This is a genomic window from Vibrio sp. Vb1554 (assembly GCF_033344235.1).
Map to the genome: position 1 here is coordinate 105,265 of NZ_JAWPOJ010000002.1, position 23,423 is coordinate 128,687.

Sequence of the window (23,423 nt, forward strand, 5' to 3'; positions counted from 1 at the left end):
GATGCCATCTCAATCACGAATCGATATGCAAAGTTTTACGGCTTTAGTGACCTAAAATCGCCGTAACTCAATGTTAAGGTTGTTGTTTTGTCGGTGCCAAAGCAATTTCACGAACACATACACCTTGCGGTTGCTGATAAGCAAACAGCACTGCGCGTGCGATGTCATCTGCGGCCAACACACCGCCCATATCCACCTTCCAGGCGTCATAACCATCTTTAATATCTTGAGACGTTGTATGTGAAAGTAATTCCGTTTCCACTGCACCAGGTGCAATCGTCGTAACGCGAACATTCGATGACGCAACTTCTTCACGTACGTTTTCAGAAATAGCATGAACCGCAAATTTGGTACCGCAATAAGCAGCATGATCAGGGAATGTTTTCTTGCCCGCGATAGAGCTGATGTTAATGATCGTACCACTGTTACGTGCTTTCATAGGTGCTAGGACGGACTGCATGCCATTGAGCAAACCAATTACGTTCACATCAAACATGCGCTTCCACTCCGATGCTTCCTGAGTATCTATCTGACCGAGAAGCATAACGCCTGCGTTATTTACAAGTGCATCTACCGGACCATACAACGCTTCAGCTTTCTCAATTGCAGCCTCAAAAGAAGCTTTGTCGGTCACATCTACCTTTTCACAAAGCGTATTTGGTAAGTTTAATGCTTCCAAACGTTCTACACGTCTTGCTAACAAAAGAAGAGCATGGCCCTGTTCACTGAAGTGACGTGCAATCGCTTCACCAATGCCTGAACTAGCGCCTGTAATAACAATTAACTTTTTCATTTTGAATCCTTAATCGAACGGTTTACATCAGTGGCGGTAAGTTTAAGAAAACTTTGTTTGTTGATATATACCGGCCTAGTTGAAACACTGTTGTTATACTGCAACAATACTTTTTTGAATTATGAAGAAGTCATCATGCAAACACACATCAACCTTGCGGATATTCGCTCTTTCGTCCTAATCGCTCAACTAGGAAACTTCACGAAAGCAGCAGAGCAACTTGGCGTTTCTCGCTCACACGTTTCACGTCAAATAACAAATCTGGAGCAACAGATTGGTGTCACTTTGCTACAAAGGACCACTCGAACACTGAACCTCACCGAAGCAGGCAAGGTTCTGTATAAACAGTGTGAAACTGCCCTTCACAATATTGATCAAGCTGTTATGGCAGTGGTTGATGATGTAGAAGACTTAAGAGGTGACATTCGTATCAACTGTGTGGGGGGCTATTTAGGAGAAGACGTTGTCGCAGATATCGTTGCTCAATTTCTAATCCAACACCCACAAGTGAGCATTAACTTAGATTTTAGTAGCCATCGTGTCGATTTAATCGCGGATGAATTCGATATCGCTTTTCGAATGGGAAAGTTAGACGACTCCAACTTTATCGCTCGCAAACTGATCGATGTGGAAATGGGGACATACGCAAGCCCAAACTATTTAGAAACATATGGCTATCCTTCTCATCCAAAGGACTTAGAAAAACACGTTTGTTTGACAGGTAGTGTGACACGGTGGGCATTTGAGAACACGAATACAAAGCAGTCAACGGAACACCAGATACGTGGACAGTTACGATGTAAGAGTGGCAGAGTAATGATAAAAGCAGCCTTGGCGGGAAATGGCATCATCCGTGTGCCAGCACTTTATTGTCAACAAGAACTCCAGACAGGCAAGCTAAAAGAAGTGTTTACCAATTGGAGCATTCCGAGTGTGGAATTTTCACTCCTTTATCATCACGACCGACATCAACCAAAACGCATCCGAGCCTTTGTTGATTTTACTACGCAATACTTTCGCAAACTGCAGAGTAAAGACAAGTAACCTGCACGTTGGTACCTGTCTATGTATGCTTTATAGGCTGAGCCTGTGAACCTGGGGTTTGTTCTAGAAAGAGTGTGAGCATTTTGACGCTTAAGGCTTGGTTTTCATAAACGTCAGAGGTGTTTGTCCAGTTTGCTTTTTGAAAAATGCAATAAAAGCACTGTCTGACGAAAACTCCAGCCAATCGGCAACTGCGCTGACTGGCATGCCCGTTGATAACAATTCAAATGCTTTTAAAAGCCTCCACTGTTGCCGCCAATCTTGATAATTCATGCCCGTTTCCGACTTAAATAATCGTGTTACCGTCTTGGTGCTCGCCCCTACTTTGTTTGCAAGAGTAATAAGCGAAGGAGCTAGAAATGAAGGTTCAACCAACTCTCGACGAAACGTTGTTAAGCGCCGATGCGATGGCAAAGGCAACTGAAACGAATAACGTTTCGCAGCATAAAACTCCTCCCAAAAAAGCGCCGTCGTATTTACCATCTCGCTGCTAGGCTTATCCCACTCCCAAAATGACATTTTATCAATAAGAGCTTGGAGTAAATTATTCACTTCTATCATCGTGATCTTACTTGGACAGGCAAACTCCTCACAATCAAAATACAAAGATCGATACGCCACCACATTCGTCATTAGTGCGCGATGCGGCGTATTAGGTGGGATCCAAACCGCCTTTGTCGGTGGCAAAATACAAATCGAGTCTTCCAGAGCAAAACTCATACAACCTTGAGGTGCGTACAATAACTGCCCTTTCTTGTGCATATGCATACCTGAGTCGTGCTTGCCAATATCCGCAGCAATTCCCACTACATAATTAGTAATCTTGTCTGCATCAAATTGTGTTCTTTCGTTAATAAGCGCCATTTTGTCCGAATATTGATGTATTTGGTTTTTATGTTGTTATTAGATCAATCATAGCCTCATTTATACTGCCCGCCAACTTCATTAACGATGGGTAACAATATGAATACTAAGCCCTCTTTATGGCTCATGCTGGTTATGTTGATGTTTCCGCAAATTGTAGAAACCATCTATAGCCCAGCGTTGAGCTCAATCGCTCTATCATTTGATGTAAACCACGCACAAGCAGCCCAAACATTGTCGATCTACTTCCTAGCTTTTGCCATTGGCGTTGTAGTTTGGGGAGTTCTCGCAGATAAACTGGGAAGAAGGCCCACCATGCTTATTGGGCTCTTTATCTATGGTTGCGCATCTTTACTCGCAACTCAAACCGAAAGCTTTGCTGTTGTCATGGCCGCGCGAGCCCTAAGCGCATTTGGTATCGCGGTAGGATCCGTTGTCACACAGACCATGCTTCGTGACGCGTTTGACGGTCAAGAACTGAGTAAAGTCTTTAGCTTAATGGGGATGGGTATATCAATCAGCCCGGTAGTTGGCATGCTATTAGGCGGGCAGCTTACAGCGCTTGGTGGATACCGTTATGTGTTTTTTGCCTTGTTTTTAATCGCGTTAGTATTGCTCGCTTATAACGTTATTAAGCTTCCTGAAACACAGAAGGAACAGACACCAGTACGGTTGCATCAACTTAGCTGGAAAATGGTAAGAGACGCGCGAATTTGGCGCTCAGGATTATTGGTTGCTTTGTATAACATTGCTCTATTTTCTTATTACCAGCTTGGCGCATTTACTTTCTCAGCACTTGGGTATAACTCCGAACAATTTGGATACAGTGGCATGGTACTGGGGTTAGGCACTCTGCTTGGGAGTTATTTAAACAAATCCCTAGTGTCTAAAAATGTTCGAAAAAGCCAACTACTTTGGCTCTCAGCAGTATTGCTTAGTTTGGGATCAGTCGGTGTGTTGATTCTGAGCCAATCAATCTGGTTTGTTGCTCCAATGGTGTTAGTCGTCATGTCTTATGGGATTGCGATACCCAATACACTCAGTGACGCACTCGTTGATTATAAACAACAGGTAGGTAGCGCAGGCGCTTTATTTGGGCTCATGTACTACATCATGATCGGGACGGGATTAGCGATGGCTGGAACAGTACAAAACTTAGGTGTCGTTCTATTATCATGTAGCTGTTTAGCGATTTTATTAGCGTTTTCTAAAAGGCAAGTTCATACCAACTTGTGACCAGATACTACACATTGCTTGCCTAATCTTCCGAAGATTGGTCTACATCTTTTCTAACAGTTAACTAAAACGTAAATAAAAAGCGCCTTTCGGCGCTTTAATTGTCTACAGCTCTTATTGCCATGTTGGCTCACCGTACTCTTCACAACGTTGCTTGTCGTAATTTTCAATGCGCCCGCGTTTACCTACAAACTGAACCTGAACAACCATTCCAGCTTCAACATATTCACTGAAATAATCGCAAGAAACACGAAAACTAGTATCGCGTATAACAATTGGTACCCATTCATAACCGCCGCTGCGTGGTAAGTAAGACTTGAAGGTAATGACCCCGTCATCTGAAACGTTGATTTCTTCATCATATTCATTCAACTTATAAAAACGTTGTCCATCAAACTCTGCCTTTGCTTTTTCAATTATTTCCTTCGTTGCTGTCGATTGCATCGGCGTATTTGAGACCAGTTGACACCCAACAACAGATGTCAATACGGACAAAGCCAAAGCGAGTTTAGTTATTTTATTCATTTACCTAACCACTGTATAATTATTCAACACTTACCATTTTAAAAGGAGGGAGACCATACTTTATTTTAAAGAAAATAAAAAGCGCCTTTCGGCGCTTTTTATCTGAACATTTCTTATCCAAACGTCTCGAGTAGATTTTCTAGAAAAGCTAACTTTTTATTACAATGAATTTTATTTAGGCTCTCACCGGAATCTATTGCTATTTAACCCCAAGCTTCAAACTCATTAGGCTTTACGTGTTTTATTTTTAATCTAACGTTGGGATCCAGAGCTGTTTCAGTTCCCAATTCACAGTAGTACTCAACAGCATTTTCATCTTCAATCATGTCAACGAAGCTAGCAACGACACTCAACCGTCCACCACCTCTAGTCAATGAAAAGTACGCATTCTTGTTTTCATTTACTTCAAATTTCAAAGGAATGAATTCAGGTTCTTCAAGAGAAATATCTATCCATTTATAGTTATCTAAACTCTTCCCCTTTCGTGGGGCATAAACTGTTTTCAACCCATTTTCGTCAACAACGAAGTACATCGAATTCTCGGCTTGATTAAAACAAGCTTTCAAGCCACCGTCTTTATTTTCCAAATTACATGTAAATACAACAGGGTCTTGTTCGCAGTCTGCATTTACAAAAAATGGTAACGGAAAAATAAATAAAAACCCCACTACCTTAATAAATTTACAAACCATATTAAACTTAAGTTTATCGACTGAATTTAAAAATAAAAACAATACTGAGCCTTGTCAAAATAGAGAACGCGAACATACATCGGACATTCCAAAAAATGAAACATTCATCAACAACTACTCTAGTCTTCTATACTGTTCATAAGTTAATGTCGATCGTCATATCTTGTACAGATTTATATAAATTGTTAACTATAAAATCAGAGAGTGCTCTTCTATCATAACTTTCCAAATTAATAATACTCTCTGGAGATTGCACATTGACTTTATATATCGTTTTTTTTCCTTCTCTTTTATCAAAACTCTCTTCGAGATATAAAACATCGGTTAGAACAATTTTATTATTTTTGTAAGAATAAACCAAAACAAAACTATAATTAGAATTATCTTCCTGTGTTGTTGTTAATATAATATTGTTTCCAACATTTTGGTCGACTGAATAACCCAGTTTCTTTACTAGAGTATTTGATATAATCAATTTATAATTAATATCATCTTCTAAAATATCAGGATAATTACTCTCATTGCCTGAAATCGTTGATATTTGATTATCACCAAGCAATATATCTTGACCTAAAAAACGTTGCTCAGATTTTGAAAAGTAATAATCTCCATCAATTTTATTTACCTCAATTTCAACTTTTTTATTTTTAAGATCTATTAAAAATAAATCTTCAACTTGAGAAAAAGAACTAAAGCTAAATAAAGCTGAGGATATAAATACGATCAACCTTACTAAAAATTTATTCATTACATAAAACCTCATATATATCCAAAAAATACTTTGTTCTTTTTTCTTTGTCAGAACGTGGAAGGCGTGAGTTAACAACATTAGTGATACTATTTGTACTAGCTATAGTTCCGGACACTTTCTCATTCAAATTATTAACATCCCAAAAGCCAAGAGCAGCTAAAAAACCTTCTTTGGTTTTCAAAACCGAGTAAGGGTCATCTGAAATATTAAAACCCAAGTCTTGAATTTTATTTTCCAATCTAGTTTGAACAGCGTCATAGTTATATTTCCAAGTTAACTGTATAAACCCCTTCCCCTTATACCTCAATCCAGAAACGTCCCCTCCCTTGACGAGTACAAAATGGCCATCTGGTGAGTCACAAGAATAAACACGTTTCGCTATCTCATCTTCCTGAGGAAGCTGGCTATAATAATAGCTTCTTCTTCTCACATACTTTTTCTTATCCGCCTGTGAAAGTGCTTTGTATTCACTTTCATCAATTCGTATATAGCCAAGACTAACTGCTTCTTCAGGGTATTTATTGAAGTAACGCTTAAACATTTCTTTTAACCTATCGACAGAATACCATAAGTCCTCTTCATTACCTTCTAGTTTCGAACCAACTTCAGCTCTTATCTGAGCAAAAAATTGTGCTGCTCGTTCATTGGTATTTATTTCAAAGCTACTAGCATATTTATTAAATAAGTCACGCACTTCTTCTCTTTTACTGAGGGAAGAATCTGGAAACATCAGGTTCATTTGCTTTTGAGTCACGTAGTAACCCGAAACAAAAGAATTAACAAAAGGCCAATAATGCCAAAGGCTCTTATCATCGCTTAGTTGCAAATCACCTTGTAAATCTTGCATCCATGAGAACTTATCTGCTCTTTCCAGTTCGAATTGCGAGAAAAGATCAAAGCTATCCATCACTTGATCGCGCCATGGGGAGTTACGGTAGTCCTCTATAGTCACAAAACCAGCGGAGCACTTAATATCTAGAGCTTCCTTTGCGGTCTGATGGATTGATTCATAAAGACTTTGTGACGACTCTGTATGCCAATCTGTAGGATGTTTCACAATAAATCGCTCAAAGTGTTTACGCTTACCGTCTAAGTATACTTTGGCATCGCGAGCAGTGAACGAGGAGAAGTCCGTTACTTGATCTTCTGTCACAGATTCAAGTAATTGCTGAATAAACGAATTACTCATATCAACGGCACCGCTACTATCGGCCCCATCGAGAACAACAAGTGGATTTTCTTCCGCATTTTTGGGAGAAATCTGTTTTTTGAAAAATTCGGGCGGCTCCTCAAAAGAGAACATCTCGATATGCACACGATTATCTTCTTTCTTAGTTCCAATTGCATCGTTACTGTACTCATGCAGTCCCATGTAACCGATATCTTCCCCAGCTGAAACCTTTATCCCCTCTCTAAATAGGAGTGGGAGTAAAGAAACCACACTACCGTCCCTAATCATTGCCGCCTTGTCCGACATCCATTTAGGTTCTGAAACTGGTTCTGATAGGACAGCAGAGGAATCTTCTAAAATGTCAAAGTCACTATTGAGACCCGAAGCAAACCAAACAATCTTGTTTAACAGTGCTTTTTCGCTACCACTTGCCGATTTACCATTCTCTACCACACGGCACTTTATCATTTTGTAGGTATTTTTGTCGATCTGGTATGGATGGGTCTCCTTCTCTTCTGCATACAGGTATTCAAGTAATGTTCCTTTAGACATCGACTGTTTTTTTTCACCAGAATTAGTAGGCACATCACTATGTTTGAAAGTGCGTACATTTCTCGCTTCTTGTAAACGGTAACGCGTGGTTATAGATGAATTGGCGCCAATATCTGAAGGTGGCGCAAGGTGCATATAAAGTGTATAGAACTTAAATACATCTTCATTATCTTCGGGGTTTACAGCCTCATGCTCGATAAGCACAAAGTTATTACTATACTTAAACTCTTGCTCTTGGTACGTTGATGTTAGGTAATCAGGATTTATGCGAAATGCCACTATTTTTCCATCAAGCATCGCTTGAATAGGTCTGAGCCCTTTCCCCCACGGTAACATTTTTGATGTTAAGTGAATGCCACTATGCCAACCGTACCCTTGTCCTATTAAATAACGACCGCTCTTAGCTTGATCAAACAATTTCGTAAAATCACTGAGCGTGTAGTAAGCGTCACCTTCTCGTTGCGCTATCGGAAAAACTGCATCCATGATTTAAATGTCCTAGTCAGAAAAGTTATCGTCAAAAGTGACAAATGATGGGCGGTTCAAGTTGTTTGACTTCGTGTACACCACCGCATTAACCCTACCTAAATTAGTAGCAAAGCTAGATTGGCTCGCTATGTTAACGGTACTCCCAAGGGCCATTGCCGATATAGAAATTAGGGTGTCATTTTTGGTTTCGAAAATTTGGCTAATGACGTCAGGAAGTGCTTGTTTGAAGTGGTTAAGTGCTTTTTTATAACCGTTTATACCCTCTTCAACAGAACTCAACGACCTTGCAGAAGCTTGGCTTTGTATGAAATCTAAACGACCGATGATTTCACTGTTTAGCTCATCGATGTATGAACAGATTTGATTGTTTATCAACATCCATAAAACAAACTGCAAATACTTCACAGTATTCCCAGTCCCTAAAAAGCGAAGCTTCGCTAATAATTCATAGGGAGGCTCAAACACATCAGCTTGATATAAGACTCTCAATATATCGCCATTTTCGTGCACTTGCTCCAAGAGCAGTTCAACTAAAGGTTCATATTTCTCTAGCGCAGTAGTATCAGTTTGGATGTGATAAAGTGCCGAAACATAAGCATCAGAAAAATCTTTAGAGTGATTTTGACTAATCGCATAAGGAGACGATATACGGCTTTGCTCTAACACAATATCTTTAAAGTCATCATCACTGAAGGATGGGGACATCAATATCCCCCAGTCATTAGCAACCCCAACACGATCCTCCCAAAATGGCGAGCGGCGACCTGCGACAAACGTACAAAAATCATTCGGATCAGGGTAAGTTTCCGTCACAATATTTTCAGCTAAAGATTGGTTCGGCGTATAAGAGTCTTGAGTTTCGCTGAGCACTAACTTGCATTCTTTTAGAGCGAGACCATTAACAGATGCTTTTCCGCTAGAATCCAGCACTCCACTCCCAATGACAGCACCTGAAGGCTCGACTAAAGAAAATTGTGCATTAGAGTAAGGGAGCCCATTTGGATATTTGCATTCTATATCCAGCGTATACGTCCCTTCCTGCTCTTCAGTCACAGAAACCGATGGGTTTTGTGCGCCACCCAAACACATAGTGTTGGCTTTGTTCATGGTCATTTGATCGGACAGACGACATACGCCCTTACCTTCAAATTTAACCGTTGGTGAGGCTGAAATGAATTTTGCTTCGGCTTCTATCGTGCCTGAGGCAACGCCTTTTCTATCACCGCCCGCATCGCCGGTACTTTTTGAGAACGTACTGCCCTTGATAGCGACACTGTTACCGCCATCCATAGAGACTGTCGTAGTCCCACCAGCAAGGTCTGCTGATTTAGCATTGTTGCCATAAGGGATAGGGACGACTGGTTTGCCGACCTTAGTTAAACAAACATCTGGGAGCGTTGCATTCGCTTCACCACCTGAGCCTTTATGAACTATCGAAAGTCCATTCGCACCAACTGTTACGCCCATAACCAATCCATTTGAATTTTATTGATTGAATGATAAAAGAGATCGCAAACTGCAATCTCTCTAAATAACTAGTGAATTTCACTAAAAGACCAGTGATATTCACAATAAGCCCTAAAACTGGCAGAAGATCTCATTTTAGATCTCTGGTTATCTATACATTTCAAGCAGTTGCTGAAATTTTAAGTCTATGACGATGTAGGTTGCCGCATACATAAGCGCAAACGTCATCGCACTAAGACTTAAGATCAGCTTGGGTGAAATTACCCTTTTTAACGGCTTCTTTAGATATTTAGCTTTAAGGTTGATTAAAGAAACTTTTTCTTGTTCTGCTAGGCGGTCATCTCGCACTAATCGATAAATGGTGCTGCCAATTTCCGCTAACTTTTCGTTACCACGCTCTTCACGGCCGTACTTGCCTTGGAAACCAAGTTGAAGCAATAAATAGAGAAACTCTATAACGTGACGGTATTTGCGAGGGTCGGCTTTTAAGCGGTCGAGAATAACGAAAAACTTGTCACCACCAGATGTTTCGTTATGGAATTCAGACAGTAAGCTGTTCTGGCTCCAGTGACTATTTGCTCCCCATTCTTGCCGACAAACAGATTCATCAATCGCCGCACACAAGCAGTAACGAATAACAAGAACCGAAGCACGATCGAGCTCCATTTCATTAAGTTTTCGTTCACCTTTTCGAATCTCACGTGCCACTTGTTCACGAAATGGCATCGGGTCATCAAGCCAAGGGATCGAAGACATACAAGACAGACTGGCGATCAACCATGAGAACTGGTCCACTAGCGGGTTAATACCCATGTTATCGATAGATAGATCTTGTACTGCTATGTTTCTCGACAAGTCAGGCGCTGGCATTACCTCCATTGGTTTGCCAGGCTCTGGTTGGAATAAGACTACGGTGACGTCGGTTTCTGCGTAACTCATAGACGAACGGCCCAAAGTTGCAATGATAAGTTAGCGAAATCGCCCGCAACGTGAATCGCAATCGCAGCAGTGTTCTTCAATGCCATCCACTCTTCGCCCGTTTTATCGAGCTCGAAATAGGTGTAGCCAGCGTGATACGGCAGCGCGCGTGGCACAACTGGCATTGGTTTGATCTCAATCCCAGGCAGTTGAAGGTTAATCAAGTCACGTATGTTATCGATAGAACCGATCTTCGTTTGGCTGACAAACTGGGTATGCAGGACATCCAAGGTCACGTCAGCTTTAACTGCGAGGATAAAGGTCGTCGTATCGATGATCTTATTGTCAGGGATTGCTGCCGTTCTGATGCCATAGTTCTGATCTTTTAAGGTCAGTGGAATTGCTCTTTGCTCAGACATCACGCTCAATGTCATTTTCGCACTGTCTAGGACGCGAGAAAGACAGCTAGTAAGATCACCATGATTGTACTTCGTAAACTCAATAGGTCGGCGTGTCGTTGAGCACAGCGTCGAAAGCTCACCTTCTGCCTGAAGAAGAATTCGATACAAAGACTCAGGATGCACAGCTTCTGTGCTGGCGAAATGCCAAAACAAGGGTTCGTATCGGTTGAGCGCTTGCAATAGCATAAAGTCAGAAACCGATGATACACCTTGTTGATCCACCACCCCTAATCGCTGAACTATCGATTCCGCGCGATGCTTCAACATAGAAGCAAACTCGGTCGCAAATTTACTCAGTACTGTCGACGCATGAATATCGATACAGGTAGGAATGAAACTATCATCTAAGATCACGCTGCCATCAGGCTTCACTTCTGAGATCTTTAAGATCGGAATAGACGTGTAAGCACTCTTATCTTCATGATCGTACATTAAGCAAAAGTTAAGCTTACCGACGACGATATTTGCCATGTCTTCCGAATCATAACAAGCGTCAACCGCTTCTTGAGATTCCATCGTATAGCGCGCACCGTCTTTTTTGGTACCAAACAACTCAGAACGTTCCGATGGTAACGGACAGCACAAATAAACGACTTTATCGGCAATAGAAGGATCTACATCTTTCACTTCAGGCAGCTCGGCAAGCAACGGAAGCTCAAATGGTGTCCGGTCTTGTAAAATACCTTCAGCACGAGTAATACCGATTTTACCCAGTGCTAGTAACTGAGAGTTGATTTCTAAACGTTTAATTCCCCAATGCAAAGGCGATGCATTGGCACTCAGTAGGCTCGATAGTTTACTTTGCGAACGATCGAGTTGTTGAAAATGCTGCGGCTTCATGAACATTCCATCTTGCCAAACAACTGGATTGTATAAAGACATGTTTCTATCCCTTAAAAGTAAACCTGTTCAATGCCGCGAGTGTTATCAGAAATTAACTCACTGCCCTCTAACTTGAGCTTGATGTAGTACTCGCTCTTCTCTTCAATAACTTCCACTTTTCGCCATGACGAACCATCAATATCACGAAAAGCCACTGAAAAACCGACGGCACGAGTGTCAGGGTCTAGCGTTAGCATTTCATGAACTTTTCCACCTGGCTGTATTTGATATTCGTAACGTTTGATGTACTCATCACCCAACGACGCTTTATCGCTCTCAAACAAGGCAAAGAAATCTAAGCTTCGGAACAATACTGGCGAACTTAATTCGTGAAGACGGAGAATAACTGGAGATGACTGGCCCCCATTTCTCACATTGAGTACAGGTGATGCCTCAATAACCAATTCAATCGACGAAGTTTCTGGTGTGATACCTGTGGACTCTTTAAATTGATCCCACATGGAACAACCGGACAACATGGCAAATCCGAGTAATACGGCGATACTACGCATGGTTTCCCTTAATCACTTTGTTATAGTTTTTCTTAATCAGCCCTTTTAAGGATGTTTCATTAAGCAGGCGACGATTATTAGTGTAGAAATCTAGGTATTCGGCCCACAGCTTTGACTTAGTTGAGAACAAAGACTGGCTAGCGACCCTGTTAGCAAATGCTACGGGATCGTTCGTTTCAGACTGTTCTAAAACGAGCTCATTCAGTGCTTTGTTAAACATAACTTGGTGGTCGTTCAGCTCATCGAGCATTTGTTCAACCAGTTCATTTGGAGCCAGTAATTGCTGACTATTCAAAGTGAGCATTAGCTCTGCAATGTTCGAGTTAGCCTCACTCGCACTCTGCTCATCCTTTAACGATTCCACTTCGTGCAACTCTTTCTGTAGGTTATCAATACATAAACGCAAGCAAGTGCCCATTTGCTTGAATAACTGCGCCTCGTTTGTCATCAACTCTGGATTTCGAATACCCAAACCATCAAAAAACGCTTGCGCTATATCTTGAGAGCAAACGGCCGCATCAGTATCGACTTGTGCTTTCGTCGTACTGTTTATCGCGTGCTCTGCCGTAGGTATTTGAAGTTGCTGATTAGTGTTAGGAGAAGGCGTAAAAGATTGGGTCATCTCTTCCCATTTTGACCCTGTGTTAGCCTGCTCTACGACCATCTCAGTAACATTAGGCGTACGATGTTGTCTTTGAATAGTGCTATCTGGGGCTACCGTGCCAGGTTGCATCACCTCAGCTGAGGCAATATCGGCTCTATGTGCCTTACCGCTTTCTGGCGCTAATGCATCATTGACTGATGCGTTACTCTTGGTTTCCGCAGCCATCCAGTCTTCAGGGATTAGGCTTGGCTGATCGAATTCGGAATATATACTGAAACTGTCATCGACCACCTGACGCGTGCTTTCCACGGTTCTAGGTTGTTCAGATTCTGTACGCTCATTATCACGAATTAAGTAATCGTCATCTCGCTGCATCGAAAAGTTAAGGTGAGCAACAGGATCATGACAATCAATGTCATCCTGTTTAGTCTCCATAAACAAATCTTCTAAGGCACCGACTTTTTCTTCCTCTTCGACAACCGCATCTCCTAGACTAACCAGAGGATCGCTAGATACTCGCTCAGGAGCAATATCAGCGGCGATGTCTAGTGTTGAGGTAACGTGCTCAAGAGAAACACCAATCTCATATTGCCCTAAAGAAATGATGTCGCCATCAACTATCGCAACGGGTTGATTTTTTAGTATTTTATTCCCATTTACCATTGTGCCGTTAGTTGATACGTCACTTATATAGTAGGTATCTCCATACACGCTGAGCAAACAATGAGTGCCCGATATAAAGCGGTTGTGATCGGCTAAAGACACGCTACAGCTTGGGGAACGACCTATCGAACCACCACTTTCAGGCATTTCAATATGCTTTGCACCGGTGTATTCCTCTGGGCACTTTGAGATAAATAAAACTAGCTGATTTGAGTACATTTACGAACCTCAAAAGAGCAAAGAAACTGATAGTTCAAGCCCACCAATTCCATCATTTACAACCGGAAGGATATAAGAGGCCTGCGGGATAATTTGTATATGGGCGTCAGGATTACTGCCTAACTTTATAGCAGTACCAAGGGTCACAACCGCACCTAACTCAAACTGGTCGATGTCTTCAACACTCTCATAACGATAGCCCTCTTGGTCTACTTGCCAGCGATTAGAATATTGCGAGTAACCGACAGACAAGCCCGCACCAACGTATGGCGTGAAAACACTCCAAGAAGTCAACGCATATTGAGGAACAACACGAAGTTCATAGTTCGTCGCTTCTTGATATAAGCCGTTTGCTGGCGCTTCAATATCTTCTGCTAGATAGTTTAGCCCTAACCACCAACGCCAACGGTTATTGTTTTCATCAATAGGACGAGTATGAACCAAGCCGAACCTAAGCGTATCCTGCTCACCACTTTTACCTTCATCGTATTTAATGCTATCGATAGTCAACATACTGGTAGAGAGTCCATATCGCTCCCCTTTTGCCATTGCAACAGAAGAAAATAGACACATGGCTGAAATCAGCCCAATTTGACTTGGTTTTAGCATTTCGTCCCTCTAGGAAAACCGATATTCTACTTAGAGGCGAAAGATATCAATTATATTCTCTTTTTCAATAAGCCTAAAAAAACACCTATAATTTAATACATTTCAACTATCAGGTTGGTTGTTTTACCTACAAACAAAAACTAAAGAACCGACTACAGATTAAGTGACGAGACAGTAAATCTTTCTATTTAAATAGAAGTAACAGAATTTGATTGCTAATTGGACAAAACGTAATCTCCGATAACAATTTAGTTACTTTTTAATCAACGTTCTCATCTTTATATATAAGTTTCTTCTTATAAATAGACTTAACTATTGATATTAATATTATGAACAAAGATCACACTAAAAGTAATTTAATTTCTTTTAATGAATTTTTATTATCTAATCCGCTTATTTTGTCTATAGAATTGCGACAGATGTGCACTGCTTATAATTTAATATAACAGTAGTGAAATCCTATATAACTTAATACTTCTATATGATCAGTTGGAACTTTCCTTATGTTTTTTACCGACTTCGCTCGAAGACCAATCGATGAAAATAACCCAAGCGGCTCTAATCCTAATGGTTCTGAGGATTTTGACGAAATTAAACGTCAAATAAACAACCTGAATAAAGTCACAGGGAGAGTCTCGTGGAAAACGGTTCAAACACTCTCAAAAAAGATCTTGAGTACCCAAGCGAAAGACCTACGTTGTTGCTGTTACTTTACCGTTGCGTCAACCTATAACGACGGCTTAAGAGGCCTTGTTGAAGGGTTAAACTCAATACTTGATGTGTGTGTCGTATATTGGTTCAACGCGTATCCAGAGCATTCAAAGTCAAAGGCACGAATGAGCGCTATTGAATGGATGGTAGAGCATACTGAAAAACGAATTAATAAGCATCGGGCGTTACCAGAAGAGCTTCCATTGATAGAGGCAGCACATCAATTATGCTTGAGGATTGAGGAAGAGCTTCGTCTTCATTACGGTATTGAAGCGCCGTCATTAGGTCGCATTCGCCGTATTTTGAATCAATGGATTGAGCAGATAAAAGAACAACAAATTGCGGCTGAGTTACGCGAGAAAAAACAAGCCAACACTAGCGCTCCTGCAGCAACGCAGAAGGCACCTGAAATTAAAGTGAATGTGTCTCCCTCTCCAGCACCGGTGTCATCACCCAACCTAAATAGCCAAGAGAAAGCATCACCGGCAAAGTCTGGTCGATTTATGATCTACTTCGTTATTGGTTTGATTGTTACTGCGATATGTTCACATTTCATGTACGAGCAACAACGTTATCGAACATTTGAACAAAAAATTAATCAAGCTTCACTTAATGAACTTGTAAATTTGGTCGCCTCGTTAGATTACGAAAATAAAAAATATGCTCAGTCATTGAAAACGCAGGCGATTAATCGTGTCGATATTATGATGAATAACTGGTTTTTAGACTCGGCAAAAGTAAGTAACGTCAGCGAGCTCGATAGCTTGACCAATGAATTAATCGCGATCTATCCGGATTCGTCTTCTGCACAGCAGCTACGTCAAAACTTTTTGACACAGAGCGCCCATTTAGAAGACCAGTTTATGGATGTTTATAAGCGATTCTCAGACGCAAGAACGGTGTTTGCCAACGTAGCTAGACAGAATGTAGATAAGAACTCTGAAAAGGCGTACGAATACAGTAACTCGTTATTCCCGCTTTTAGGTCGTATTGAATACGCTGAAAAGTATTCACAGCAAAAGGAAATTGACCGCGCAACCCTTTTACTGAACATCTACCTATATAAATTGAGTCAGCTACAAGCTGAAAAAACTGACAATAAATAACAATACAATTAAAGAAGTTTTAGGCTTATGTTCAAACAAAAACTGTTTAGAAATCCAGTGGTGATTTCTACTATATTGATGTTTTTAGTGGCTGTAATTATCACCACTATTTATCTGCTTTTTCTTGACGAAATCGATCAACTTTATCTTTGGCTGACCCTTGGTGCTATCGCCATTGTTTACGTCACTTTTCAATTCACATTATGGTTGAAGAAAAAGAACAACGCTAAAGCTCAACATTTGGAAACCGAGGAAGAAGCACTTTCTATGGTTATCCAGCCTCTTCTTGCTAACTCAGGCAAGAAACCAATTTACCTGATGCTTGGTAATAAAGGGTCAGGGCGACGTCAATTTTTATTTAATTCTAGTGCAATCAAACCGATGGATCGCACTAGAACCGCTAAGAATGACTTTTTTGAATGGTACGAATCTGACAGCGCTGTATACATCAAACCAGACCAACGCTTAGTGTTCCAGGAAGTATCAAGCAGTGATGCTTCTTTATGGAATACGTTCATTGAAGAAGTTATTCATCATCGACCTCGAAAGCCATTTTCAGGCTGTCTATTCTTCACCGATTTCGAGTTCATGATCGTCTCTGAGCCAGAGCAAAAAGAGTACACCATTTCGTCGTTATTGGCGCGCTTGAGTAGCATCAACTCTAAAACGTCTTCGGCATTGCCAATCTATTTGATTATGTCAAAGCTAGACAAGTTAGATGGCTTTAAAGAATACATGCACTTTAGCTCTCTCAAGACACGTGTTGAGTTCCTCTCTATCCCACTAAAAGAAGCCAAAGGTGTATTTGCAGAGTACTACCGCGATAGCTATCGAAATCTAGTGAGAGTGCTTGAAAGTAATGCGCTAGATGCATCCGCTAATTCAACGGACATTGATGAGAAACAAGCAATACTCGCTTTTCCTAAGCAGTTTGAGCTATGTCAGTCTGAGGTCAGCTATGTGCTTGAGCGTCTATGTGATGTTAACAACGGTGTCTATTCACTAGACATCCGTGAGATTTTCTTTAGTTCGAGTCTGCAAGGCGGTCGCAAGTACAATTTACTTGCAAAAAGTTGTAGTAATTACTTCAACTTACCTATTATCGCGTCAGAGCATACTCAGTTAACAGAAACGCCTTATTTCTCTCGCTTTCTGATTGATTCACAAATATTGCCGGAAAGCGACTTTGCGGGCGAAAACAAGACGTATCTTCGTCTAATTCAGAGACAAAGCCGTTTGGCAATACTCGGCTCTATTATCCTGCTTACTGGGGGCAGTTACTTCTTTTTCACGACATTAGACAGTAACTTACACGTGATGAATCAACTCTTGAGTATCGATGACAAATCACAAGTGGAGCAAGATGCAAGATTCGATGAGCTTTTAGCGAAGGCGACGAAAGCAATAGAGCCTTCTTATGGGGCGTGGCTTAAAGGTTCTGAGGCTTTGGATGAAGAGATATTACCACTCAACATTAGCCGTTTGGATCAAAGCACTCGCATCGCTTACGAAGCATTACTTAAGGACGTTGCTCAACAGTTGATACCTCTCATTGAGAAAGGTTACCGTCTACAACTGACACAAAATCAAAACACTTTTACACGCGCTTTACCTCTATTGAAGGGGTATCTAATGCTAAACGATCCAACAAAGCGTGATATCCGTTTTTTGCGTCATCAAACTCTCCAAATGATGAACGATTTGAGCAACCAAAGTGACGTCGTCAATCAGGCGATGCGCTATTTGGACGCTTACTTTCGCACACAGTTTGATCCAATTGATATCAATATGGATCTTGTTCGCGCAACACGTCGCTCATTGCTAGCAAATTCGAATGTTGATCTCGTTTATGCAGGCATTTTAAACGAAGCAAATTCGATTGATTTAGGAACCCTAGATCTGCAACGAGCTGTGGGTTTTGAGTTTAGCAATGTATTCAACACACCAATCGATAGTGAACGCTTGATCGTAGATAAGATCTATACCTTCACTGGTTTTAGTACTTTTTATCGACCACGCGTGGACCTAATGTCACAACAAGTCATCAGTGACAACTGGGTTTTAGGTCTGTCACAACACGTTATTCCTACTAGTGAAGAACAAGAAGCCTTCAAAGAGGAAGTACGTAAAAAATATACTGACGACTACATCAGTAATTGGCGCAATGCGCTGAGTGAACTAAAAGTCCAAAACTATGACAATGTCGGCGATCTAACGAACGCGATAGACTTAATCTCGGGTCCTTCTTCACCAATGACAACCGTACTGAAGCAGGTCTATGCCAACACACAATTTTCACCCGTTGGTGAAAAAAATGCTCTGATTTCAAAGCTAGACCCGAAACTCGTGGCAGCGGCAGACTCCGCATCAGACGCAGTAGAGGAAGTAGTTAAGCCTGATTACTTGTTGATGAAACGTGTTGAACAAGCTTTTCACTTATTAAACCAACTTCAGGTCAGTGAAACACCAAACTCCCCTACTCCTTGGGATGAGACCGTAGCAGCGTTAAGCCGTGTTCGCACGTATATGAAAGACATTGCTGATGCACCTGACCCGCAAATGGCGGCGCTAGCGGCAGCTCAGCATCGAATGAACAGCAGTGAAGCTGACCCATTAATAAAACTTAAACAGATTGCCCAAAAATCACCGGAACCCGTTCGTAGCTGGTTGTTAGATGTGGTTCAACAAAGCTGGTCAGTCATGATTAAAGAGTCCGCTAAAGGCATTCAAACCCAATGGTACAGCGAGATTTACACCAAGTTTAAAGAGATAGGGCTAGCACGATACCCATTTGATCTAACAGCGACCGAGGAAATCTCAATTGAAGATTTTGAATTACTGTTTGCTTCAGGTGGCTTGTTAGACACATTTATTCAGAAAAATTTTGCACCGTTCTACGATACCAATTTGTGGACGCCAAAACAGGTGGATGGCGAGACGATGCCAATCTCTCCGGCTCTGTTAGTGCAACTGCGTAACTATAACGTTATTCGAGACACATTAATTAATAAAAGCACTAACCGCGTTCATATTCCGTTTAGTGCAAGAGTACTCGATCTTGATTCTAGTGCGATTAGAGCGAGCTTAAAAATTGCAGATACCAATATAAGTTACTACCACGGTCCAAGCCGCATTCGTGAAATGGCATGGCCACCGCAAAATGGTGACTTCAATATTAGTATCACACTCCAGGATGTAACCGATGAAGGCAGACAGCACGTTTTAAATAAGAGTGGTCAATGGGCGATATACAGATTGCTAGGTGACTCGACCTTGACAAACACTCATAACGGCAGCTTTGTCAGTGACATAAAAGTGTCAGGGAGGGACTTGAGCTTACGCATCACTCCGTTGACACAGAAAAACCCATTCACTCTTGCTGAGCTGTATAACTTTACGCTCCCAGAGTCGATTTAATAACAATATAAAAACAAAATAGGCAGAACACATGATTTCAAACATGACTTTACAAGGTTTAGATAAATTAGATCGAAAAATACTTTCAAGTCTATTGTCGAATGGGCGAGAGTCGATTGCGAATCTATCCCGAAACATTGGTTTGTCTCGAACAGCAGTAGCAGAAAGAATTAATCGTTTAGAAAAGACCGGTATTATCAAAGGCTATACCGCACAGATTCGTGTAGAAAATGAAGGGCGAAAAGCCGCTAGTTATCTACTGATCTCTTGTGAAAAGGGTAAGAAGAATGATGTAACGAATGCACTTAAAGAAATCCCTGAGGTTCGCTTAACGAGCGTTGTTGGTGGCAACTTTGATATTATTGCCCTAATTGAAGCGCCCGACCTGCAGTCTATTCATCATCTTTGTAATGAAATTGAATCATTTAACGGCATTCAAAGGCTTGATACTACCGTTGTACTGCACCAGCCGATCAGTCGTTAAGCTTTTCTGACCTCTTCGAGGAAAACATAAAGGGCCGCTCGTTGAGCGGCTTTCTTATATGCTTCCGATAAGTCGAATTTTGGCGTCTTTATCACCTGGGTTACCAAGCCAGAACGTTTGACCTAGTTGGTTCCCTTCTCCATTACCCAGTTTGTTTTCTGGAATACTGTCTAGGTTAACTGTCAACTTTAGGTCCCACGACATTGGGTCACGCAGAATAAAGCGCATCAAGCCCACCAGCGTCTTATGTAACTCACCATCGTAGGAAAACTGCTTAAACGTTTCAAAATCAATGTTGTCGATACACAAGTTAAACTTGCCGTTCAAATCCGCAATGCTTTGTCCCAAGTGTAAGCTTTGCCCCAATACACAATTGGAACGATTGAGTTTGTTACGCTGGCTTTCAGCGATTTCTACGCGTCTATAAACCCATTCTTCGATTCGCACATTCGGCAGTGAAAAGTAGTGCGAAACAATACCGGAAATAAGCTTAGGTGAACGTGTACGCGTAGATAACTGGTTCACGTAAGACAGAACTTTCGCTCGATCTAACTCCGCGACTTCACAGTCTTGCATAACGCTAGAGAGACCAGCCAAATGCAGTATGCGCCCAGAAAACGCATCGCTTGCCCCGCTTTTGTACTGCACGTGATATCGGTATTTCTTCCAAACACGATACAGTAAGCTTGTATAGCGGTTGTGGAAAAAGTCGAAGAAATCCTTCACTGGGTTATCATCGGGATCACGACCGACGAGTTTCTCAGTGTAAGACGCTGGCAGGGGCGAGCTTGAACCATGCAAGCCAAGAAAGTTCGTCTCAATACGTGAATATTGCTTTCCGTTTCTTTCCATATGAGTAATAAAATCCATATCACTCTTTGGAAAGCACAGGTTTGGCGACACGCTGAACTCAATTCGCTCTTGATGGAAGTATTTGTTCTCGCCCACGGCAACAAAATTTGAGTTTGGCTCCAGCTGGTAGTGTTTCTCTAACAGCAACACCGCTTGGTAGAAACTAAACTCATTCGACTTATCAGAAAGTGTGTTAATCATAGTATCGTCTGCTGCCCGATTAGGCTTGCCCAGTTGTAAACCTCGCCCGTCGCTTCATCGAACACCTCTAGTTCGGTAAAGGAGTTCACACTCGAATACAAACGGATAAATTCATTCAATACCGTGGCCATAAGGAACATATCGCCTTCATTTACGAAGAACTTAGAGTCCGTCACGAGCTTGAATTGGTTACCACGCACAGATACACCACGAAATACGCGATCGATTGGTTTCATCTCTGAAGAAATAATGCCATCAAGTCGATGAATCGACGCGCGGTGGGCTTGTCTATCGACTCGAGAGTGGAAGTCGTAAGTCGAGAGCAACACTTTCAACACATCGATATTGGCCAAAGACAAGTAGTTGAGCGACATGTTGGCAATCAACTGCCATTGAAGTTCACCATTAACCTGAGGACTTACTGACTGTGTTGGCTTAGTAATGTTTTTAAACGTCGCATACGTTGGCGACTTGTGCGTCGCGTACGTGATATCTCCTACTGACAGGCGCTCCGCTAAGTCCGCGTTACTGCATTGCAGTTTCATCAATACTGTTTCAGTCCCTAAATCCGCAATGTCGCCATTGTGAGTATGGAATGAGATATAGCGCTCTAACCCTCTTCCGCTTACTCGCTCGCCCACTTTGGATTTGTAGAACTCTCGCTTATCACGCTGGTTGATTTGGTGCTCAAACGATTCAAATTCAATCAGTGGTTTTCGGCGACGCTCGTCTTTACTCCAACTCTCCACTTGCTCAATGGAATAAACCTCGTAATGCTCCTGAGTGTTACTTTGTGGACGCACCTTGTACTCGTTTCGTCGATGCTCTAAACGGATTGGATCGCCGTCTTTTTCAAACAAGTTAACCGCAGGTGTGCAGTGCAACCTTAAGTGTTTATCTTTAAGTACCACTTCTGAAGGCAAAGCACGCTTAAAGTGGAATTTGATTTTGACCGTGCTGCGTTGCGGAATGCCTTTTAGCCACTCTAAGCCTTTAATGTCGAAGAACATGAACTTATCTGGCAAAGAGAAGAATTCTTGCAGCAAACGGTAGCCTGCAAAGGAATTTTTGCTGTAAGGCAACAGCGCCTCGTCCTCTTCATGCCCGACTGGCTTAACGTATTCTGGCCCTAAACGATGTTTGTAGCCGCCACCAACATCCAACTCGACGTAATCTAGATAACGGAACAGCCATAAGAAGACAGTGCGAGTAATATGAATCTCACCATGCAGGTGCAAACGCAACGTATCTAAACCGATACGAGACAGTTCCAGGCCATGCTCCGTCGATAACGTCACATCAATCATCGAACTGGTGCGGCTGTTAGTTTGTTCGATGTTAGTAATCGTAACTGGGTATAGATTGACGTCATAACAAGTACGGAACAAACACTGCGTGCCTTCTACCTGTTCGCTGGCCATTTCCGCACCACGTTTCACCACGGTTTTCTCAGTAACACTTCCGGTATGCGGTTTTAGTTCGCTAATGCACAAAGACGGAATCGAACGCATGTAATGTGGCCACAGCAAAGTCATCAGAGATTGCGTTAGCTCAGGAAGTTCATCGTCAATCTTTTCGCGGATGCGTCCGGTCAAAAAAGCAAAACCCTCCAGCAATCGTTCGACATCTGGATCAAAAGTTCCTTCAGAGAGAAAATGAGTTAACTTCGGATGATATTTGGCAAACTCACTACCTGACTCGCGTAAATACGTGAGTTCATCTTGAAAGTATTTACTGTTACTCAAGTGGCACCTACTAAACGTTAAATTGGCCGTCGGTTCCCATGTAGACATCGATCGACATTGGGACTTTACCGCCGTTATGGGAAACTTCGCCGCGAATACCAAAGCCGAGTTGTAATGGGTTATGGTGGTCTTCACGGTAGTGAACCTCGACATTCAGCAGTCGGGGCTCAAAGCGTTCTATGGTTGACGTGATGTTTTTTTGAATATGGCGAACGAGGTTCGTGTTGTTAGAAAGTACGTCGTTAAAATCTGGCAGACCATACTCATTGTCGATCATTGCGTTGCCGGAATGCGTATTCAACAAGTCAGCGAGATGCGAGTGAATGGATTCAATCAAATGCTTATGAGACACCACTTTCTCGTAGCAGTTTTTTGGTTCTCCTAGCTCGATCCGCTCTAAAAGACGGTAACCTTTTTCCATATGCGATCCTACGAAAAAAGCAGCCAGTCTTCAC

Annotated in this window: 19 protein-coding genes and 1 pseudogene; 5 read left to right on the forward strand and 15 right to left on the reverse strand. The window is 41.8% G+C overall.

What is annotated here, in order from left to right; genetic code table 11:
• Positions 1 to 73 precede the first annotated feature (73 nt).
• A complete protein-coding gene (locus R8N28_RS02440) occupies positions 74 to 793 on the reverse strand; it encodes an SDR family oxidoreductase (protein WP_005373333.1) in 720 nt (239 codons plus the stop codon).
• 135 nt (positions 794 to 928) lie between these two features.
• Here R8N28_RS02440 and R8N28_RS02445 point away from each other — a divergent pair, with 135 nt between their 5' ends.
• The gene (locus R8N28_RS02445) at positions 929 to 1,837 is read left to right on the forward strand and encodes a LysR family transcriptional regulator (protein ID WP_005373334.1); all 909 of its coding nucleotides are present in this window, start codon (positions 929 to 931) and stop codon (positions 1,835 to 1,837) included.
• A gap of 90 nt (positions 1,838 to 1,927) precedes the next feature.
• Here the strand turns inward: R8N28_RS02445 and R8N28_RS02450 are convergent, their stop codons facing one another.
• Positions 1,928 to 2,701 carry an AraC family transcriptional regulator gene (locus R8N28_RS02450; protein WP_065275213.1) on the reverse strand — a complete coding sequence of 258 codons (774 nt, stop codon included), beginning with the start codon at positions 2,699 to 2,701 and terminating at the stop codon, positions 1,928 to 1,930.
• A gap of 99 nt (positions 2,702 to 2,800) precedes the next feature.
• On the opposite strand from R8N28_RS02450, the gene R8N28_RS02455 reads away from it, so the two are divergent.
• Positions 2,801 to 3,937: a multidrug effflux MFS transporter gene (locus R8N28_RS02455; RefSeq protein ID WP_065275212.1), complete on the forward strand. Its 1,137-nt coding sequence runs from the start codon at positions 2,801 to 2,803 to the stop codon at positions 3,935 to 3,937.
• Between the two features lie 114 nt (positions 3,938 to 4,051).
• On the opposite strand, the gene R8N28_RS02460 is transcribed toward R8N28_RS02455, so the two are convergent.
• The 10 genes and pseudogenes from R8N28_RS02460 to R8N28_RS02505 all read right to left on the reverse strand — a co-directional run bounded on the left by R8N28_RS02460 (position 4,052) and on the right by R8N28_RS02505 (position 14,452).
• Positions 4,052 to 4,462, reverse strand: coding sequence for a hypothetical protein (locus tag R8N28_RS02460; RefSeq protein WP_054577796.1), 411 nt, complete (start codon positions 4,460 to 4,462; stop codon positions 4,052 to 4,054).
• Positions 4,463 to 4,665: 203 nt separating this feature from the next.
• Positions 4,666 to 5,196, reverse strand: coding sequence for a hypothetical protein (locus tag R8N28_RS02465; RefSeq protein WP_225477451.1), 531 nt, complete (start codon positions 5,194 to 5,196; stop codon positions 4,666 to 4,668).
• Positions 5,197 to 5,290: 94 nt separating this feature from the next.
• Complete coding sequence (locus R8N28_RS02470; RefSeq protein WP_065275211.1) at positions 5,291 to 5,902, reverse strand: hypothetical protein; 612 nt, start codon at positions 5,900 to 5,902, stop codon at positions 5,291 to 5,293.
• On the reverse strand, positions 5,895 to 8,114 hold the full coding sequence (locus R8N28_RS02475) for a hypothetical protein (RefSeq protein ID WP_230818657.1): 2,220 nt from the start codon (positions 8,112 to 8,114) through the stop codon (positions 5,895 to 5,897). Before R8N28_RS02475 ends, R8N28_RS02470 begins: the two co-directional genes overlap by 8 nt.
• An 893-nt stretch (positions 8,115 to 9,007) precedes the next feature.
• Positions 9,008 to 9,584: pseudogene (locus R8N28_RS27440) on the reverse strand (DUF4150 domain-containing protein); the annotation flags it as partial.
• A gap of 147 nt (positions 9,585 to 9,731) precedes the next feature.
• Positions 9,732 to 10,523, reverse strand: coding sequence for a type IVB secretion system protein IcmH/DotU (gene icmH / locus R8N28_RS02485; protein ID WP_005373354.1), 792 nt, complete (start codon positions 10,521 to 10,523; stop codon positions 9,732 to 9,734).
• Complete coding sequence (tssK, locus tag R8N28_RS02490; protein ID WP_005373357.1) at positions 10,520 to 11,845, reverse strand: type VI secretion system baseplate subunit TssK; 1,326 nt, start codon at positions 11,843 to 11,845, stop codon at positions 10,520 to 10,522. The genes icmH and tssK overlap by 4 nt, the downstream gene beginning before the upstream one ends.
• A gap of 11 nt (positions 11,846 to 11,856) precedes the next feature.
• Positions 11,857 to 12,357 carry a type VI secretion system lipoprotein TssJ gene (tssJ, locus tag R8N28_RS02495; RefSeq protein ID WP_005386118.1) on the reverse strand — a complete coding sequence of 167 codons (501 nt, stop codon included), beginning with the start codon at positions 12,355 to 12,357 and terminating at the stop codon, positions 11,857 to 11,859.
• Positions 12,350 to 13,843: a type VI secretion system-associated FHA domain protein gene (locus tag R8N28_RS02500; RefSeq protein ID WP_047101282.1), complete on the reverse strand. Its 1,494-nt coding sequence runs from the start codon at positions 13,841 to 13,843 to the stop codon at positions 12,350 to 12,352. The genes tssJ and R8N28_RS02500 overlap by 8 nt, the downstream gene beginning before the upstream one ends.
• Before the next feature lie 9 nt (positions 13,844 to 13,852).
• Positions 13,853 to 14,452, reverse strand: a complete 600-nt coding sequence (locus R8N28_RS02505) for a hypothetical protein (RefSeq protein WP_017633753.1) — start codon at positions 14,450 to 14,452, stop codon at positions 13,853 to 13,855.
• Between the two features lie 503 nt (positions 14,453 to 14,955).
• Here R8N28_RS02505 and R8N28_RS02510 point away from each other — a divergent pair.
• Genes R8N28_RS02510 through R8N28_RS02520 form a run of 3 tightly spaced genes read left to right on the forward strand, consistent with a single transcriptional unit; the run spans position 14,956 to position 20,170 of the window.
• The gene (locus R8N28_RS02510) at positions 14,956 to 16,269 is read left to right on the forward strand and encodes a type VI secretion system ImpA family N-terminal domain-containing protein (protein ID WP_065275209.1); all 1,314 of its coding nucleotides are present in this window, start codon (positions 14,956 to 14,958) and stop codon (positions 16,267 to 16,269) included.
• A 27-nt stretch (positions 16,270 to 16,296) separates the two neighbouring features.
• Positions 16,297 to 19,686, forward strand: a complete 3,390-nt coding sequence (gene tssM / locus R8N28_RS02515) for a type VI secretion system membrane subunit TssM (protein WP_065275208.1) — start codon at positions 16,297 to 16,299, stop codon at positions 19,684 to 19,686.
• Between the two features lie 31 nt (positions 19,687 to 19,717).
• On the forward strand, positions 19,718 to 20,170 hold the full coding sequence (locus R8N28_RS02520) for an Lrp/AsnC family transcriptional regulator (RefSeq protein WP_005373369.1): 453 nt from the start codon (positions 19,718 to 19,720) through the stop codon (positions 20,168 to 20,170).
• Between the two features lie 54 nt (positions 20,171 to 20,224).
• Here the strand turns inward: R8N28_RS02520 and tssG are convergent, their stop codons facing one another.
• Genes tssG through tssE form a run of 3 tightly spaced genes read right to left on the reverse strand, consistent with a single transcriptional unit; the run spans position 20,225 to position 23,389 of the window.
• A complete protein-coding gene (tssG, locus tag R8N28_RS02525; protein WP_042523537.1) occupies positions 20,225 to 21,223 on the reverse strand; it encodes a type VI secretion system baseplate subunit TssG in 999 nt (332 codons plus the stop codon).
• On the reverse strand, positions 21,220 to 22,968 hold the full coding sequence (tssF, locus tag R8N28_RS02530) for a type VI secretion system baseplate subunit TssF (protein ID WP_042523535.1): 1,749 nt from the start codon (positions 22,966 to 22,968) through the stop codon (positions 21,220 to 21,222). Before tssF ends, tssG begins: the two co-directional genes overlap by 4 nt.
• A gap of 10 nt (positions 22,969 to 22,978) precedes the next feature.
• Positions 22,979 to 23,389: a type VI secretion system baseplate subunit TssE gene (tssE, locus tag R8N28_RS02535; protein WP_005373376.1), complete on the reverse strand. Its 411-nt coding sequence runs from the start codon at positions 23,387 to 23,389 to the stop codon at positions 22,979 to 22,981.
• Positions 23,390 to 23,423 lie beyond the last annotated feature (34 nt).

Bases quoted from the DNA above. Each gene is read 5' to 3' on its own strand.
- R8N28_RS02440 (WP_005373333.1), bottom strand. From the start codon at position 793: ATGAAAAAGTTAATTGTTATTACAGGCGCTAGTTCAGGCATTGGTGAA.
- R8N28_RS02445 (WP_005373334.1), top strand. From the start codon at position 929: ATGCAAACACACATCAACCTTGCGGATATTCGCTCTTTCGTCCTAATC.
- R8N28_RS02450 (WP_065275213.1), bottom strand. From the start codon at position 2,701: ATGGCGCTTATTAACGAAAGAACACAATTTGATGCAGACAAGATTACT.
- R8N28_RS02455 (WP_065275212.1), top strand. From the start codon at position 2,801: ATGAATACTAAGCCCTCTTTATGGCTCATGCTGGTTATGTTGATGTTT.
- R8N28_RS02460 (WP_054577796.1), bottom strand. From the start codon at position 4,462: ATGAATAAAATAACTAAACTCGCTTTGGCTTTGTCCGTATTGACATCT.
- R8N28_RS02470 (WP_065275211.1), bottom strand. From the start codon at position 5,902: ATGAATAAATTTTTAGTAAGGTTGATCGTATTTATATCCTCAGCTTTA.
- R8N28_RS02475 (WP_230818657.1), bottom strand. From the start codon at position 8,114: ATGGATGCAGTTTTTCCGATAGCGCAACGAGAAGGTGACGCTTACTAC.
- icmH (WP_005373354.1), bottom strand. From the start codon at position 10,523: ATGAGTTACGCAGAAACCGACGTCACCGTAGTCTTATTCCAACCAGAG.
- tssK (WP_005373357.1), bottom strand. From the start codon at position 11,845: ATGTCTTTATACAATCCAGTTGTTTGGCAAGATGGAATGTTCATGAAG.
- tssJ (WP_005386118.1), bottom strand. From the start codon at position 12,357: ATGCGTAGTATCGCCGTATTACTCGGATTTGCCATGTTGTCCGGTTGT.
- R8N28_RS02500 (WP_047101282.1), bottom strand. From the start codon at position 13,843: ATGTACTCAAATCAGCTAGTTTTATTTATCTCAAAGTGCCCAGAGGAA.
- R8N28_RS02505 (WP_017633753.1), bottom strand. From the start codon at position 14,452: ATGCTAAAACCAAGTCAAATTGGGCTGATTTCAGCCATGTGTCTATTT.
- R8N28_RS02510 (WP_065275209.1), top strand. From the start codon at position 14,956: ATGTTTTTTACCGACTTCGCTCGAAGACCAATCGATGAAAATAACCCA.
- tssM (WP_065275208.1), top strand. From the start codon at position 16,297: ATGTTCAAACAAAAACTGTTTAGAAATCCAGTGGTGATTTCTACTATA.
- R8N28_RS02520 (WP_005373369.1), top strand. From the start codon at position 19,718: ATGATTTCAAACATGACTTTACAAGGTTTAGATAAATTAGATCGAAAA.
- tssG (WP_042523537.1), bottom strand. From the start codon at position 21,223: ATGATTAACACACTTTCTGATAAGTCGAATGAGTTTAGTTTCTACCAA.
- tssE (WP_005373376.1), bottom strand. From the start codon at position 23,389: ATGGAAAAAGGTTACCGTCTTTTAGAGCGGATCGAGCTAGGAGAACCA.